This is a genomic window from Chryseobacterium cupriresistens, from assembly GCF_046614675.1.
GTDB classification, from domain to species: domain Bacteria; phylum Bacteroidota; class Bacteroidia; order Flavobacteriales; family Weeksellaceae; genus Chryseobacterium; species Chryseobacterium cupriresistens.
In genome coordinates this window covers 1-16641 of the sequence record NZ_JBKKJT010000009.1, presented here as the reverse complement: position 1 = coordinate 16641, position 16641 = coordinate 1, and the positions used below count along the sequence as shown (strand labels likewise).

The 16641-nt window shown below is 35.9% G+C and carries 9 protein-coding genes; 5 read left to right on the top strand and 4 right to left on the bottom strand.

From position 1 onward, the window contains the following. Positions 1-7 precede the first annotated feature (7 nt). Complete coding sequence (locus tag ACLI50_RS19130) at positions 8-769, top strand: hypothetical protein (protein WP_411414431.1); 762 nt, start codon at positions 8-10, stop codon at positions 767-769. An 86-nt stretch (positions 770-855) separates the two neighbouring features. Next, positions 856-2649: an excinuclease ABC subunit UvrC gene (uvrC, locus tag ACLI50_RS19125; protein WP_110011808.1), complete on the top strand. Its 1794-nt coding sequence runs from the start codon at positions 856-858 to the stop codon at positions 2647-2649. 379 nt (positions 2650-3028) lie between these two features. Here uvrC and ACLI50_RS19120 read toward each other — a convergent pair whose 3' ends face one another. From ACLI50_RS19120 to ACLI50_RS19105, 4 genes are all read right to left on the bottom strand, one after another. Continuing rightward, positions 3029-5893 carry a T9SS type A sorting domain-containing protein gene (locus ACLI50_RS19120; RefSeq protein WP_411414430.1) on the bottom strand — a complete coding sequence of 955 codons (2865 nt, stop codon included), beginning with the start codon at positions 5891-5893 and terminating at the stop codon, positions 3029-3031. A gap of 78 nt (positions 5894-5971) precedes the next feature. Continuing rightward, positions 5972-6721, bottom strand: coding sequence for a hypothetical protein (locus tag ACLI50_RS19115; protein WP_343643069.1), 750 nt, complete (start codon positions 6719-6721; stop codon positions 5972-5974). 10 nt (positions 6722-6731) lie between these two features. Then, the gene (locus tag ACLI50_RS19110; protein ID WP_411414429.1) at positions 6732-7814 is read right to left on the bottom strand and encodes a putative type IX sorting system protein PorV2; all 1083 of its coding nucleotides are present in this window, start codon (positions 7812-7814) and stop codon (positions 6732-6734) included. A gap of 13 nt (positions 7815-7827) precedes the next feature. Then, positions 7828-8706: a DMT family transporter gene (locus ACLI50_RS19105; RefSeq protein WP_110011811.1), complete on the bottom strand. Its 879-nt coding sequence runs from the start codon at positions 8704-8706 to the stop codon at positions 7828-7830. Positions 8707-9223: 517 nt separating this feature from the next. Between ACLI50_RS19105 and ACLI50_RS19100 the strand changes: the two genes are divergently transcribed. The 3 genes from ACLI50_RS19100 (at position 9224) to ACLI50_RS19090 (ending at position 16026) form a co-directional block, all read left to right on the top strand. Beyond that, positions 9224-10852 carry an acyl-CoA carboxylase subunit beta gene (locus ACLI50_RS19100; protein ID WP_411414428.1) on the top strand — a complete coding sequence of 543 codons (1629 nt, stop codon included), beginning with the start codon at positions 9224-9226 and terminating at the stop codon, positions 10850-10852. 349 nt (positions 10853-11201) lie between these two features. Further along, positions 11202-14342, top strand: coding sequence for a SusC/RagA family TonB-linked outer membrane protein (locus ACLI50_RS19095; protein WP_343643074.1), 3141 nt, complete (start codon positions 11202-11204; stop codon positions 14340-14342). Between the two features lie 28 nt (positions 14343-14370). Then, positions 14371-16026, top strand: a complete 1656-nt coding sequence (locus ACLI50_RS19090) for a SusD/RagB family nutrient-binding outer membrane lipoprotein (RefSeq protein ID WP_411414427.1) — start codon at positions 14371-14373, stop codon at positions 16024-16026. Positions 16027-16641: the final 615 nt, after the last annotated feature.

Genomic DNA, 16641 nt, shown 5'->3' with positions numbered 1-16641 from the left:
ATAACACATGAGACTGAAAACTCTACTCCTTGCTTTATGTGTAGCAAGCACAGCTGCTTTCGCCCAGAAAGTAAAATATTCAAAAGAAGAAAGAAAAGAAATGAACCGCTATCTGTTTAACGAAGGTTTCAATACTGCAACAGATAAAAAAGTTTCCACCATTATTTTAAAAGATAATACAGAACATCAGGGTTACAGTAAATCCTGGGAAAAACAGAGGGGACAGATTCTTTCCATCACCATTGAGGATGTTGATACCAGAAAGCCAATAAAATTTGAGGCAACCGATATTGCTGAAATGTATTTATATGCTACAGAGACTGAAAAGTCGATGAAAGCGGCAAAGTTTATTTCAAACATGAGAAATTACAGCACAAAAAAATATAGCAAATCTGTTACCGACGATGCCATTCCTTACGAAAACCAGATTGTTTCTTTAAAAAACAAGAAAGAGCCCAGAGCTTTTTTAATGCAGGTGATCAATCCTGAATTTAATGAGCTTATTACGGTTTATCATGATCCGTTTGCTTCAGAAACAGTGAGTACCGGGTTTGCCGGTGCCCCTGCATTTGGCGGAGGTGTTATTAAATCTTATTATATAAAGAAAGGCAATAAAGTAATGTGGCTTCACAAAGATGATTTTGAAGACAACTATGACTTTTTGTTTGGTGACAATCCTGAATTCATGAAAAAATATCCAAAAAATTCTGTAGAATGGAATTATTTAAGCTTTCTCATCTATCAGTATACCGAAATGAACCACGGATAGGATACACTATCAAAATACCGGAACCTGTAGAATTATCTGCAGGTTTTTCTTTTTTTAAATAGGGAAAGTTTCCTTAATTTTGTTATATGAATCCTTCTTTAGAATTACAGCTCAAAACCTTACCATCTGAACCCGGCGTTTATCGTTATTATGATAAAAACGAACAGCTTTTGTATGTGGGAAAAGCTAAAAATCTGAAAAAGAGGGTACTATCCTATTTCAATAAAAACCTTTCAGGATACAGGATCAAAATAATGGTCAGCAAAATCCAGCGATTGGAAACGACAATTGTAAACAGCGAGTATGATGCACTTTTATTGGAAAATAATCTGATTAAAGAGTACCAGCCGTTTTATAATGTTATGTTGAAGGATGACAAGACTTATCCATGGATCTGCATCAAAAATGAAGATTTTCCAAGAATTTTTCTGACCAGAAATATGATTAAAGATGGATCCGAATATTACGGTCCGTATGCCAAAGTGCGCCCTGCAAAGATATTGCTGGATACTATAAAACATATTTATAAGCTTAGAACCTGCAATCTGAATCTTTCCCCATCCAAAATTGCGGAAGGCAAATATAAAGTCTGCCTGGAATACCATATCAAAAACTGTGAAGGGCCCTGTGAAGATCTTGAAAGCAAGGAAGATTATGACGAAAAAATAGATGCTATCCGCGGAATTATCAAAGGGGATTTCCGTAAGGCAAAGGATTATCTAGTGAATCAGATGATGAAGCTGGCTTCCAATCTTAAATTTGAAGAAGCTCAGATCATTAAGGAAAGACTGGATATTCTTGAGGATTATCAGGCTAAAAACACCGTTGTAAATCCGAATATTGATGATGTAGATGTTTTCGGAATGACCAGTGATGAGACCGCTGCTTATGTCAATTTCTTTAAAATCAGAAACGGAAATATCATCCAGAGTTTTACCACCGAGATTAAAAAGATTCTTGAGGAAACGGATGAAGATATTATGGAAGAAGCTTTGATTGAGATCCGTCAGAAGTTTTCTTCAGATTCTAAGGAAGTTCTTTTACCGTTTCATTTGTCTGTAGAAATCCCAAATGTAAAACTGATTGTTCCCAAGGTAGGAGATAAAAAAAGAATTGTAGAGCTTTCTGAAAAGAATGCTAAAGAATACCGTCTTGAAAAGCTGAAGCAGGTTCAGATTGTAGATCCTGAAAGGCATACTAACAGAATTATGGCCGAAATGCAGAAACTACTGAGAATGCCTGTAGAACCAAGACATATTGAAGGTTTTGATAACTCCAACATTCAGGGAACGAATCCTGTGTCTGCATGTGTTGTTTTCAAAGATGGAAAACCGAGTAAAGCAGATTACCGAATTTTTCATCCTAAAACGGTAGAAGGGCCAAACGACTTTGCAACGATGGAAGAGGTCATCTACCGCCGTTACAAAAGAATGCTTGATGAAGGAGAAAGCCTTCCTCAATTAATTCTGATTGATGGTGGAAAAGGACAACTTTCTTCTGCTGTTAAAAGCCTGAGGTTATTAGGACTTTATGGAAAAATTACCATTGTAGGGATCGCCAAGAGACTGGAAGAAATATTTTTCCCGGAAGATCCTATTCCTTTATATCTCGATAAAAAATCTGAAACGTTGAAAATCCTTCAGCGTGTTCGTGATGAAGCCCACCGGTTTGGGGTAAAACATCACAGAACGAGAAGAAAAAACTCTACGATAAAATCTGAACTTGAAGAAATTCCTGGAGTTGGAGAAAAAACAATCGAATTGCTTTTGTCTAAACTGAAGTCTGTAAAACGAATCAAAGAAGCCAATTTTGAAACTCTTGAAGAAATTCTGGGGAAAAGTAAAGCGAAAGTGATTTGGGAATTTTTTAATGCTAATTGATAAACTAATGCAGTACAGCAGCTAATTTGTCACAAACAAAATGAAGTTTTAATGCAAAAACTCATATACTTTTTTCATTTACTCAATAAGAGACAAAAACCAACAATCCCCAGTACAAAAAGGAAATTTATCAATAAAAAACACAAACAAATAAATATTTTATTAAATATTAGTATTATTTATATTTTTTCCATAAATTAGTAATATCAACTAATGACAATAATGCTATGAAAATTCTTCTCTTTTTATAAATCCAATCACATTTCATTTGACATCCAATTGCTTTTATATCTATAAGACTCTTGTAAAATGCTAAAAGAATGAAAAACACATCAACATATATATTATAAAGGCTCTTTTTAAGAGCCTTTTACATGTATTATTTTTTTATAATCTTACCCATATATTCCCCTTTATTTGTTTTTAACTTAATAAAATATATTCCTGATGGAAGTTCTGCTACATCAATATTTTTATTATTGTAGATAATATTCTTCACAAGTTTTCCGGAGGCATCAAAAATTTTCACGATTTCTATTTTAGAATTTTCGTTCAGTCTTATTGAAAAATATTCTGAAACAGGATTAGGATAAATCTGCAGATCTGAATTTCCTTTTTTACTTTCTGCGCCTGATATTTCATGGGTTGCCAGATAAACAGGCAGTGGATCAGTCACTACATACAATTCACTTCCATGTTCTTTGGTATTAATGGTCAGAAATAATTTCTCACCATCTGTTCCCATTTTCTGAATATTTTCATTAACCAACAGCTGATTATCATCGTTTGTCACAAAAATATCCATCGGAGAGGTTGAAACACCGTCACTTTTCCATACCTTTTGGGAATCCCCATTAAGAAAGTAAAGATAATTGTTGGCACACGTCATATCTTTCACTGAAGAAAAATTTTGGGATAAATCAGATGTGCCATTCGCTGTTCCATCTGTTTTCCACAACTGTGTACTATTGTTATTGGTAAAAAATAACTGATTTCCACATTTTTTAAATTTTACATCACCAAAAAAGTTTCCCGCTAGTATCTGTTCTGTCCCTGCCACTGTTCCATCTGTAGAATGCAGCGCTGGAGAAGGATAACCTGAAGTGACATAAAAAAGCTTATTATTAAATATTATTGTTTCTCTCGCAATACTTGAAGAGCCATAAGGAGCAGCGTAAGATTTCAGTAATGTAGCAGATGCCTGATCGCCGTTTGAAATCCAAAGCTCGTTTTGCCCGGAGCTGTAATTCGCAGGAGTATTTTCCTGTTGTTTTGTAAAGAATAATTTATTATTAAAAGCATTCAGTACCTTAATATCTCCATTTGTCCCATCCTGATAGGAAAACTGTATTACCTTTTGGGTATTGGCTTCAGTAGCATCTGTTTTCCAGATCCCAAGTTTTCCATTATCTTTTGCCACAAAATAAGCAAAACCATTCAGTATTGCAGTTTTTGAATCTACGGAATAAAGACTTCCCATATTATCCTGGGAAATATCTTTGACCATACTAACAGTATTGGATGTATTATCAATCTTCCAAAGTTCAGTTCCTACCACATTATTGTATCCGGCAAAAAGTAATGTATTATCGTTCAAGCTGGTATACGGTACCCTGCTGGTAATATTCGGGGATGATATTGACAAAGTATTGGCTTCTGTACCATCTGTTCTGTAAGCTGCTTCTGGAGTGTAAAGATAGTTTCCTACTTTAATGAAATTGTCATTAAAGTCACTGCCCATACCTATAAACGAATTTCCTCCAAAGCTGGATATTCTCTCAATCTGCTGTGTATTTTTATTTCTCTTATAAATCTGGCTGTTATACTGTCTGTCTGTCGCAATGAAAATAAGATCATCATTCAGTACCTGAAATGCATGAGGCAAAGAACTTTCAAATCTACTGATGTCCGAAGCTATTGTAGTCTGATGGGTCACCGGATTTAGTGAAAATAGTTCAGTGCCATATTTGGGGGTATTTCCGGTAAGATAAATTTTAGAATTCAGGTCTACAAAACTATTATTATTTGGCATTCCAAGGCCTGTAATCTCAAAACTCTGTGAAGAATTTCCATTCACTATCCAATATCTGTTTCCATAATTAGCCATCGTAAGAATCAAATGATTATTATCTGAGCTGTTCCCATAAATCAAAGCTCCTGCGTGCGTATTGAAGAGAACAGTTCCGGCTTCTGTACCATCTGTTTCCCAGATATAATTACCATACACAGAGTTAACACCGTTGGCACTACTTTCAAAGAATATTTTGTTATTATATTTTACAAATTTTTTCATTGCCATAGAACTTGTAGCTCCAGGCATTAGATTTTTCAACAGATAAGTTCCTGCCGTTGTCCCATCAGAAACCCATGGTTCATAGCCATTTGCTGCATCAAAGCCTGTAAAAACAAAATAATTATCAGCGGCAGCTCCTTCCAGCTGCGGATAACCTACAGATTTTATGGATACTGTTCCCGCTTCTGTTCCATCTGATGAATATAATTCATATCCCGCTGTTCCTGTTCCAAGATTAACCACGAAGTATAGTTTATTTTTAAAAATCAGTGCTTTAAAATCGCCATTAATACTTCCACCTGCATTGGGAACGATATCCTTTAATAAAGATGTTCCGGCAACGGTTCCATCTGATTTCCATATCTCTTTTCCATGTGTGCCATCATCTGCTGCCAGGAACAAAGTATTGTTCAAGGTATACATTTTTACATCACCGGAATATTGAAATGTTTTTAATAGCTGCAGACTATCTGTAACGGTATTGTAAGACCAAAGTTCATTGTGGTGGTAGAAAAAGATATTATTTCCGACCGCAGCAGTTGCAGCCACCGAAAACTCAAAATTCAGATCTTTTACCTTGGATGTTCCTACCGTGGTTCCGTCTGTGACCCAAAGCTGATTATTGGACGAACTATTGCTTTGTACAGCAATAAAGTAAATTTTATTATTGAGCCTCATAAAAGACGGATCTCCAGTCATCCCAATGCTGTACCCCGGAAAAACATTCTTCAGCAGAATTGATTTTTGAGTACCCGGATCAAAACTCCACAGTTCCCTTCCTTCCTCTGTAGACTTGGTGGCTGTGAAAAGAATATGATTATTGAATTTTATAAAATTATCAGGATCACTGGAAGCCCCAAAATTAATTTCGTTTAACTGGGTATTAAATACACTTTGTGCACTCGAAAATACTGACAGTATTGCCAATATAGAAATGTAAACTTTTTTCATATCTATGTAGTTAAAATAAATCCTTAATTCTAAAAAGTTATGAATTAAGGATGATATTTTTCTTATTATTGATGTAAATTATTTTGCTGTAAAGACTTCTTTGGAGAATCTTCCGTCAGTCTGTGGAATATCTATTACAATATTCCCGTTTTCAAAATATCCGATGGTAGTATTTCCATCAGCCATTTTTACAAGGAAAACAGCACTCTTAGAAGTCGTTTTGAAAACAGCAAATGGTACGGAACTTCCGGATTTTGCCAAGATAAACTGATTAGAATCAATCTGTATTTTCTGAAGATCAAGTTTCCCGTTCGAGTAATTATTTGCTTCCGGAGTTCCTGCAGATACAACGGTTTCAGAAACTGTATTCTGTACGTTTTCAGCAGCATCTGATATTTTAGCAGGCTTCATTTCTACCGGGCTGGAAAGTGGAACATGTGTCAGAGCCTGCTTTAAAGCATCAGGAAACCCTTCTTCAAATTCCTTTATATCTGAGCGCCCTTTGGATTCTAAAATGACCTTTTTATTGCAGTCTTTGAACTGCAAAATCACTTTATTTGTAAATAAGCTCTTATCATTCAGCACTTCAGCATTAATTACATTACAGGAATTATTTCTAGCCTCAGATGGCCATTTGTCCATTGCCTCAGTTAAAATTTCATACTTTTTTCCCTGTAGCCCTTTAGCCAGATAAGCTTCCAATCCAAAACTGCTGTTTTTAAAGGTTTTAAATTTTTCCGGAATTACTACATATTTATAATCTGAAACCTTCTGCGTAAAAGCCATTGTTGAGCTTATTACCAACATCAGCATTAATAACTTTTTCATTTTTATAATTTTAATCGTTTCTAAATGCTCCCATATCCAGTTTTAAGGAGAAGAAATTGGAATAAAAATTAGATCCGCCAATCCCTGAATTTGTAATGGCATAATCCAGTGTAAGCCCTCTGTATCTTATTCCAAGACCTGCACTTGGCTGGAAAGAAACTTTTCTTTTAAGATCTTCTATATCTGTAATTGACTGGAATCTGTTGATCCCCAATCTCACAAAAATCATTTTCTGGTATCCCAGCTCAGCTCCTGCGTAAGGACTGATACTGGCAAAGTCTGTAGAAATTAAGGATGCTGTTTTAGCAAAATCCACATTTATACCTGCTTCCGGCAATACATATACGCTGCTGTTGATTTCAAATAATTTGCTGGCCCCTACATTCAGTTTAGGCATTGTAAGTTCCAGTTTATCTTTGGGAGCAGGGTTAAATTCTTCCCCGTTTACAACAGTAGAAAGTTCTTTCTGATTGACCGTCCAGAAGTTGACAGTAGTTGTAATATCTCTTACCATCCCCCCGAACTTCCATCCGTTATCTGCTTTATAAATCGCCCCAACATCGAAACCAAAACCATAACCATTAGCAAATTTACCCACATTTCTATATACAATCTTAGCATTGATCCCGACATCTAATTTCGGATTTCCTCCTGGTCTGAAAGCATAAGAAAGAATTGCAGCATAATCGGATTGAGAGAACTTTGTGATTTTATCATAATCAATATTCCCTTCAGAATCGATCATCTGGGTTGTATTTAAAATATTATCTACTCCCAGTCTTACTACGGAAACCCCAAAAACACCTTCCTCAAGTACTTTTGCATAAGCCAGATAGTCATATTTCGCAATAGACTCAAAGTATTCTGCATGCATTGCTGCTCCCTGCCAGTCTCTTTCAATGGACATCAAACCTGCGGGATTCCACATAGGAGAATATACATCATCCTGGTTGGTAATTACCGCTCCTCCCATTGCAAGGCCTCTTGCTCCGGCTCCGATATTTAAAAATTCATTGGAATATTTTCTGATAATCTGAGATTGAGAAAGCCCAAACAACATTGAAAATGCAAGTAAAAAATATTTTTTCATCATATAAATTTGATGCTTAGTTTAAGTTTTTAGTTTTTCTGGCTTTTATTAATCCGTTTGCAATGATTGCCAGTATCATAACACCTGAAGCGACATAAAATATAGGGCTCATATGTTCTGATTCTCCAAAGATAAAAAAAGCTAGTATAATTCCGTAGACAGGTTCTAAATTAACTGTTAAAATTAAAGTAAAAGGTGATATATATTTCATTAAATTCACAGATTCCAGCATGGGAAAAGCAGTAAAAACACTGGCTAACAAGCATATTAACGCCAAATCCCTGTAGTTTATTTCATTCATCTGAAAAATTTGTCCCGAAAGCAGATAAAATATCATTAAAATGAACCAACCACAGAAGATTTCATAAAAAATAATGTTTCCCGAACTTGTTTTCCCAAACATTTTACCATTAAAAACAGAAAAAACAGTCCCGAATATAGCACACAAAATTCCATAAATAATACCTTCTTTAAAATGAAATTCTGTTTTAAAAATCAATAATATACAGGCCACAATAACAGTTCCCATTACTACTTCAGATATATCAATTTTCCTTTTGAAAATAATGGGTTCCAGAATCGAAGCAAAAAGTGTTGATAAGGAAAGGCAGCTTAAGGCAATTGAAACATTGGAAACTTTAATAGAATAAAAGAAACAATACCAGTGAAGTGCCATTGCAAAGCCTATAGCAGCCAGCTGAAAGAATATTTTCCTGGACACCTTAATGCTTTCCTTTTTAAAGAATCTGATAAATACATACAAAAAGATTGAGGCAAACAACATTCTGTAAAACACAAGAATCTGAGCATTGGCCTGAATCAGTTTTCCTAAAATTGCGGTGAATCCCCATAAAAAAACTATTAAATGTAACCTGAAAAGCGCCAATTTATGCATAACCTATCCCCTTTTGATTTTAACGTGCAAATTTACAAATACGCTTTTATAAATCTTACAAAAAAACATAAATTTATATTAATAAAAAGATGATAAATAAAGTTTTTAATAGTTTTTACTCTTAATTCAGGACGTTTTCTAATAATTTAGTAAAAATCAAAACCAATATGATATCAAGTCAGGATTGAAATCAACAACATGGTCTCTTAAATATCATATAGAAAGTATTACTGGCAAACCCATATAGATATAAAAAAACCCTGAAAATTTGTTAAACTTTCAGGGCCTTCAAATAATAAACTATTAAAAAAATAAACTAGGAACTTAGAGTATTTTGCAGAGAATATCACCTCTGTTACTCTAGTGTAAAGTTAGAAAAAATATAAATTATTTAAAAATATTTTTTAGTTAAAAATTTCACAATTTACTATAAACCAAATAATTAAACATCTGTTTTACTTCCAATTTATATTCCTCATAAAAATAGTATCTTTAAGCGTAAAAAATTGAAAATTTTATGGACATCGAATTCAATAAACGAGAGGATCAGAACAGATTAAAATTATCTGAAATAAATCGCTTACTCACTGAGATTAAAAAAGGAGGTGGTGAGAAAAGGCTTCAAAAGCTTCGTGATGAAGGAAAAATGACAGCAAGAGAAAGAATAGATTATCTCCTCGATAAAGATTCAGATTCCATAGAAATTGGAGCATTTGCAGGATATGAAATGTATCAGGAGCATGGAGGATGCCCTAGCGGAGGTGTTGTAGTTGTTATTGGCTACGTTTCCGGAAGACAGTGTATTATTGTCGCTAATGATGCATCTGTAAAAGCTGGTGCATGGTTTCCTATCACAGGAAAGAAAAACCTGAGAGCACAGGAAATTGCTATGGAAAACAAGCTTCCCATCATTTATTTAGTAGATTCTGCAGGTGTTTATCTTCCTATGCAGGATGAGATCTTCCCGGATAAGGAACATTTTGGACGAATTTTCAGAAATAATGCTAAAATGAGTTCTATGGGAATCATCCAGATCTCAGCCGTTATGGGGAGTTGTGTAGCTGGAGGAGCTTACTTACCCATCATGAGTGATGAAGCTATGATTGTGGATAAAACAGGCTCTATTTTCCTTGCAGGAAGTTATCTGGTAAAAGCAGCTATCGGAGAAAGTATTGATAATGAAACATTGGGTGGAGCAACCACTCACTGCTCTATTTCAGGAGTAACGGATTATAAAGCTAAAGATGATAAAGATGCTCTGAACAGAATCAAAAACATCATGAAATCTGTCGGAACTACTGAAAAAGCGGGCTTTGACAGAATAGAAAGTTTCCCACCAAAAGAAAATCCTGAGAATATTTTCGGAATTATGCCGGTCTCAAGAGCTGAGCAATACGATACCTACGAAATTATCAAATGTATTGTGGATAACTCAGAATACGAAGAATATAAACCAGACTATGGTAAAAGTATTATCTGTGCAACAGCAAGAGTTGACGGCTGGTCCGTAGGGATTGTTGCCAATCAGAGAAAGCTGGTTAAAAGCGGTAAAGGAGAAATGCAGTTCGGAGGAGTGATCTACTCTGATTCTGCAGATAAAGCAACCCGTTTTATTGCCAATTGTAATCAGAGAAAAATACCATTAATTTTCTTACAGGATGTCACCGGATTCATGGTGGGTTCAAAATCAGAACATGGCGGGATTATTAAAGATGGTGCTAAAATGGTAAATGCGGTTTCCAATTCCGTAGTTCCTAAATTCACTATTATAACAGGAAATTCTTATGGAGCAGGAAATTATGCGATGTGTGGAAAAGCTTATGATCCCAGATTAATTGTTGCATGGCCTTGGGCAGATTTAGCGGTAATGGGTGGCGCACAGGCAGCAAAAGTACTCACTCAGATTCAGGAGTCTACCTTAAAGAAACAAGGAAAAAATATCTCAGAAGAAGAGCATAACGAAATTCTGGATACCATCTCAAAGAAATATCAGAAACAAACTGAATCTACCTATGCAGCAGCAAGATTATGGACAGATGCCATCATCAATCCTGCTGATACGAGAAAATGGATTTCTATGGGGATTGAAGCTGCAAACCACTCTCCTATCACGGAGAAGTTCAATCTTGGAGTAATACAGGTCTGATATTATTGTTATACTTTTCAATAAATTAATCCCTTATCGCATTGATAAGGGATTTTTTATACCCATTCTAGAAATTGACAATAAAAACACTTTAAAATCCTTTATTTAACAGGCAAAAAGCTTATATAATATAAAAAAAGCAAAAAAAATAAAATTCACAGATAAGTAATATATAATCATTTTTTATATTTTCAATATTATCAATTACAGAATATTATACATTAAAATCAACATTAAACAATAAAACACAAAACATTAAACATTGATAACCAACACTTTATATTTCAATTTATAACATTCGTGCCATATTTTTTTTTAATATTGCAGTAATAAGCAAATGATGAACAAAATGAAACAATTAAGTACAAGACTTCCCTTGGCTGTTGGTGTTTTTTGTTTTCTATTGAGTACAAACCACCTAAGTGGTCAAAAGTCAAAGAAGGATTCTATAAAGAATAAACAAATTGATGAAGTTGTTGTTACTGCACTTGGGATAAAAAGAGATCAGAGAAAACTAGGCTATGCCATTACCAAGGTTGAGACCAAAGACATTACTCAGGCTGGGGTCGTTAACCCTATGGAGGCTCTTCAGGGAAAACTGCCGGGGGTAGAAATAACGGCAGGATCCGGAGGCCCGCAGTCCAGTGCAAGGATCCAGATCCGTGGAAATACATCATTAGGCAACAATAACCAGCCGCTGATAGTAGTTGATGGAGTAATTATTGACAATGGAGTAACCGGTGCGGATTCCTGGGGTTCCGGTTACGATTTCGGTAATGAAATGAAAAACCTTAACTCAGATGTTTTTGAGTCCGTTTCCATATTAAGAGGTGCTGCAGCATCTGCACTTTATGGTTCACGGGCTGCTAATGGGGTTATTGTCATTACAACCAAGAAAGGAAAAGGTACGAATGGATTAGGTGTCAGGATAAATTCTTCTCTTACTACACAGCACGTCTATAGCAGCCCCAGGTTTCAGAATGAATTTGGTGCCGGTTTTGGATCCAACTTTTCAACGGATACTAATGGAAACCGTTTTATAGATCCCAACAATTTTTTTTACAGCTACGGGCCAAAATTTGACGGAAAATCTGTACAGGATATTGATGGAAGAACAATTCTATGGAATCCTCAGCCGGATAATTATAAGGATATTTATCAGGTAGGATTTGATCGTAAAAATTCATTCGAACTCTCCGGAGGAAATGATAAATCTACTATTCTGTTGAGTTATACCAATCAGGAAGCTGAAGGTATTCTTCCCCGTAATAAGTTTATAAAAAACGCTTATTTTATCCGTGCAACCCATCAGTTTAGTAAATATTTGCAGGTAGATGCAAGTTTCAACTATAACCGGTCTTTCGGGCAGAACCCCGTACCTCAGGGAGGAAATGAAAGTCCCCTCTTCAGTTTTATATATGGCACTCCAAGAAGTTTTGATGCTGTTTATTGGAAAAACAATTATCTGGATCCTGTAAATGGGGGAAGGAAACAAGACAGTGCGGATCCTTATGGTATGACGTCTACTTATTTTAACATTTTCCAGAACACAAGAACCCAGAAAGAAAACAATTATATAGGCAGGCTTGAGCTCAGATCCCAGCTAACAGACTGGTTAAACTTAATGATATCAGGCAACTTCAATAATTATGATTTCCTGAATGAATTTAAAATACTTGGAGAAAACCCCGGATTTAATGGCGGTGGCTATAGTATTTTGGAAGGTAGAAAAGAACAATATACTACAAAATTTTTATTGAATGCCAACTTCAAATTGTCGGAAAATATTACTCTTAATGCATCTGTTGGTGGAGAAGACTTCAGATCCAAATACAAAGCCACAAGGCAATGGACTAATGGAGGGCTTAATTCTCCTGGCGTTTTCCAGATCCAGAACTCAATAGATCCGGCAGGAAGCGAGGTCTATTATACCGATGGTAATCAGTCGCCGAAAAGAATTCAGGGACTGTATGCTTTTGCTAATTTCGCCTGGAAAGATCAGCTATTCATTGACATTACAGGTCGAAACGACTGGTCTTCCACATTGGCATACCCTGATGGACATGGAAGTATAAGCTATTTTTATCCTTCATTTGTTGGAAACTGGATATTTTCTAATTCTTTTAAACTTCCAAAATGGATCAATTCCGGAAGTCTGAGAGGAAGTCTGGCATGGGTGGGAAGAGATACTTCGCCATACAACACAAGTTCCGGTCTCTATTACAGACCCGACCCTTCTGCTTATAATTCCCCTGATGGCGTGCGCATTCCGTTAGTGGGTTTCAATAGTAATTCTCTTGCGAATTTAAATTTAAAAAATGAATTGAGCAGATCCATAGAATTTGGATTAAATATGGCCTTTTTCAATAACCGGCTGGATTTTGATGTTTCTTTTTATAAGACCAATACTACCAATCAGCTGTTAACACTTCCTTTGCCACAAGAATCAGGACTCAGTCAGCAGCAGATTAATGCCGGAAATCTGCAAAATCAAGGCATAGAGGTAATTGTCAACGCAATTCCGGTGAAACTACCTAACTTCAAATGGAATACCACAGTTACATTTTCTCAAAACAGGGATAAACTTATTGAGCTCTATCCAGGAGTTACGGAATATGTCCTGAACTGGGCCATGGGCACTGACGTAAAAAGTATAGCAATACCTGGCCAGCAATACGGTTTGATACAGACCAAATATGCCTATGCAAGATATCAGGCATTGGATGCGAATGGTAATAAAATTGATGATCCCAGAAACGGAATGAAAGTGCTGAAAGCTGATGGCTCTTACCTGAGATCAGATTCTTACCAAAACCAGGGATATACTACGGTAGGAAAGTTAACTCCTGATTTTTTAGCCAGTTTCAGAAATACTTTCAGGTATAAAAATTTATCTTTAAGTCTACTGATTGATGCAAGAGTAGGGGGTGATATTCTTTCTGCCACATACAATTATGGTGTTCAGTTTGGCAACCTTTCATCCACATTAAGGTACAGGGATGAAGAAAGAGGTGGAATCAAATATATTGATTCGCAGGGCAACACTCAATACGGGGTAATTCCCGATGGAGTATTTGGCCAGAATTCCATCATAAAGGATAAACAAGGAGTCACCAGAGATGTAAGCGGTATGACTTATCAGGAAGCTTATGAAAAAGGGTGGATCAATCCCGTAAAAACATCTTCCTACTACAACAGATTAGCTTCATGGGGAAATGGTATCCGGGAGCAGGCTGTGTTTGAAAATACATGGGTCTCCCTACGTGAAGCACGCCTGACCTATTCCTTTAAACCAGAAATCATCAAATCTCTTGGAGTCAATACTCTCAACCTCTCCCTTATCGGTAGAAACTTATTCTATATCTACAATAAATTACCAGATGGAATAAATCCTGAAGGAAAATATTCCAACAGCGCAGGTAGCTTTGCTGAATATGGAGGTGCACCTATGTCGAGGTATATAGGATTTAATCTGGATTTCTCATTCTAGTTATTTCTTATTCTAAAAATTATCAAAAATGAAAAAAATACTTATACTTACGCTATCGTTTTCTCTGTTTGTATCTTGTACCAGTGATTTTGCTGAGATTAACACCAATCCGGTAGATAAAATAAAAGCTACACCTGAAGAACTTTTGCCTTTGGCAATTATGAAAGGATTTGATGGCAGCTTTGAATACTACTATGATTACTACCGCAGAATTATGCCCTGGACTCAGACGTTGGTTCCCAGCACAGGCAATTCTCCTCAGTTTATGGCTGACGGCTCCAATATGAATCAAAGAAAAGATATCTTTTATGGAGATCATGGTGCTTTACTTACAGACATTATATACAAAATTGATCATATGCCGGCTGAAGATCAAAAAAAATACGTGAACATTAAAAGTATTGCCACGATTTTAAAAGTTTATTATGCATGGTATGTAACAGATGTGAATGGAAGTATAGCTTATACAGAAGCATTCCAGGCCCGCTACGGGGGAACACAAACTCCTAAATATGAAACACAGGAACAATTGTATGATGTTTTTGACAAGCAGTTAAACGATGTATATACTGCAATTCAAAGTGCTGATCAATCTGTACAGGTAGATCCGGGAGATAAAGACTTATTCTTTAAGGGTGATATAAGCAAATGGAAACGGGTAGCTAATTCACTCAGATTAAAAATTGCGTCAAGACTCATGAAAAGAAATCCTGCCAAACTAACTGCCATTGCTGTACAGGTTTTATCAAGGGATGAAATTAACGGTACGGCACAGAGCTTCATGTTACGGACTAAAAGGCTGACAGAGCATGGTAATTTCAATCCTGTAGGTATGTCTGCTGCAAAACCTATGGTTGACTTTATGAATGAAAGCAAAGATCCCAGAATATCTATATTTTTCCAGCAAAATGATTATTCCCAGGAAAACATAGATAAGCTGGTAGCAGCCGGTAAAATGAAAAAAGCTACGGAAAGCCAGCGTTATGTTGGTGGTTTTGTCAGCCCTAACATGGTTTCAGCGGATATGAGCCGTTACTATACTTCAGCAAAAAGATTATTAAATGGAGTGAATTATGATACCATTTCAAGATTACAGTATAGAATATGGAGGCCGGAAAATATTTCAAAAGGTATTATTGGGACAGGAAATGCTATATTCCCAATTCTTACTTATGCTGATTATTCACTGTTGAAAGCAGAACTGGCTGCAAGAAATCTTATTCCTGGCAATGTAAAAGATCTTTATGAACAAGGAATCAGAGCTTCTATTGAAACCTATAATTATATTGCCAAAGAAGCATTGGTAGATGATTATAAAACAGCCTATGATACCGATATTTTAGCTTATCTAAACCAGCCTCAAATCAAATTTGATCCATCATTAGCCCTGGAACAGATTATCATTCAGGAATATTTAAACTATTTCAAGCAACCCAATGAAGTATGGGCATTGATTAAAAGAACAGGATTGCCTAATGTATCGACTGCGCTTAAGCTGGAAAATCCATTCAGTGAATCCGGAGTTCTGTTAATAATGCCAAGAAGAATTGTTCTTCCCACTCCTTCAAAAGACAATCTAAATTATCAAAATCAAAAGGAAGCACTGGACCAAATGAAGCAGGATCCTGAATTTGGAGCCAGTGAAAGCGATATAAAAGGTCGAATTTGGTGGGATAAGAAATAAATTACATCAATGTTATTTACTTTTATTGTTTAATACAGAAAAGTGCAACATCTCCATAGCTATTTAATTAATCGAAAGGCCATTTAAACAAATAATAAATTATCTATTAGCATTAGAATCTTTACAGCCTTTAAGTCATCCTTAGGGTCTAAGCGCCATACTTTGCAATCTTCATTATTTTAGGCTCTTGGATCCTTAGAGGATGATAATTTGAATTATGGAGATTAACAAAATAAGTGAAAGATGATTTCAGGAGCTGTTTCCCGCTATCCATTCATACTCCTCGCGCCTGCGCTCCCGCCCTGAGCAAAGCCGCAGGGTCCCACGCTCCAATCCATTCACCCTCCAACCCAGCTGCGGGGTAACCATTCCTATCGGGGCTAGGATGGTGAATGAATCATCAATGATAAATTATAAAATGATGTAACGAAGTCCGGGATACCGATTCCATGGTTATCTTTCAATGGAGTTATTGGTTGCAATGGCGCCTTTCTTTTTATTTGGTCTGCTTCTTTCCTACTGTGTCATTCCGCAGGAATCCAGCCTCCTTTATTAGAGTCTTTATGATTTTTTTAACTCAGACGGTTTGATACTGTAAAATTGTTTGATGATACT

Coding starts and splice junctions, on each gene's coding strand:
- ACLI50_RS19130 (WP_411414431.1), top strand. CDS start 8: ATGAGACTGAAAACTCTACTCCTTGCTTTATGTGTAGCAAGCACAGCT.
- uvrC (WP_110011808.1), top strand. CDS start 856: ATGAATCCTTCTTTAGAATTACAGCTCAAAACCTTACCATCTGAACCC.
- ACLI50_RS19120 (WP_411414430.1), bottom strand. CDS start 5,893: ATGAAAAAAGTTTACATTTCTATATTGGCAATACTGTCAGTATTTTCG.
- ACLI50_RS19115 (WP_343643069.1), bottom strand. CDS start 6,721: ATGAAAAAGTTATTAATGCTGATGTTGGTAATAAGCTCAACAATGGCT.
- ACLI50_RS19110 (WP_411414429.1), bottom strand. CDS start 7,814: ATGATGAAAAAATATTTTTTACTTGCATTTTCAATGTTGTTTGGGCTT.
- ACLI50_RS19105 (WP_110011811.1), bottom strand. CDS start 8,706: ATGCATAAATTGGCGCTTTTCAGGTTACATTTAATAGTTTTTTTATGG.
- ACLI50_RS19100 (WP_411414428.1), top strand. CDS start 9,224: ATGGACATCGAATTCAATAAACGAGAGGATCAGAACAGATTAAAATTA.
- ACLI50_RS19095 (WP_343643074.1), top strand. CDS start 11,202: ATGAAACAATTAAGTACAAGACTTCCCTTGGCTGTTGGTGTTTTTTGT.
- ACLI50_RS19090 (WP_411414427.1), top strand. CDS start 14,371: ATGAAAAAAATACTTATACTTACGCTATCGTTTTCTCTGTTTGTATCT.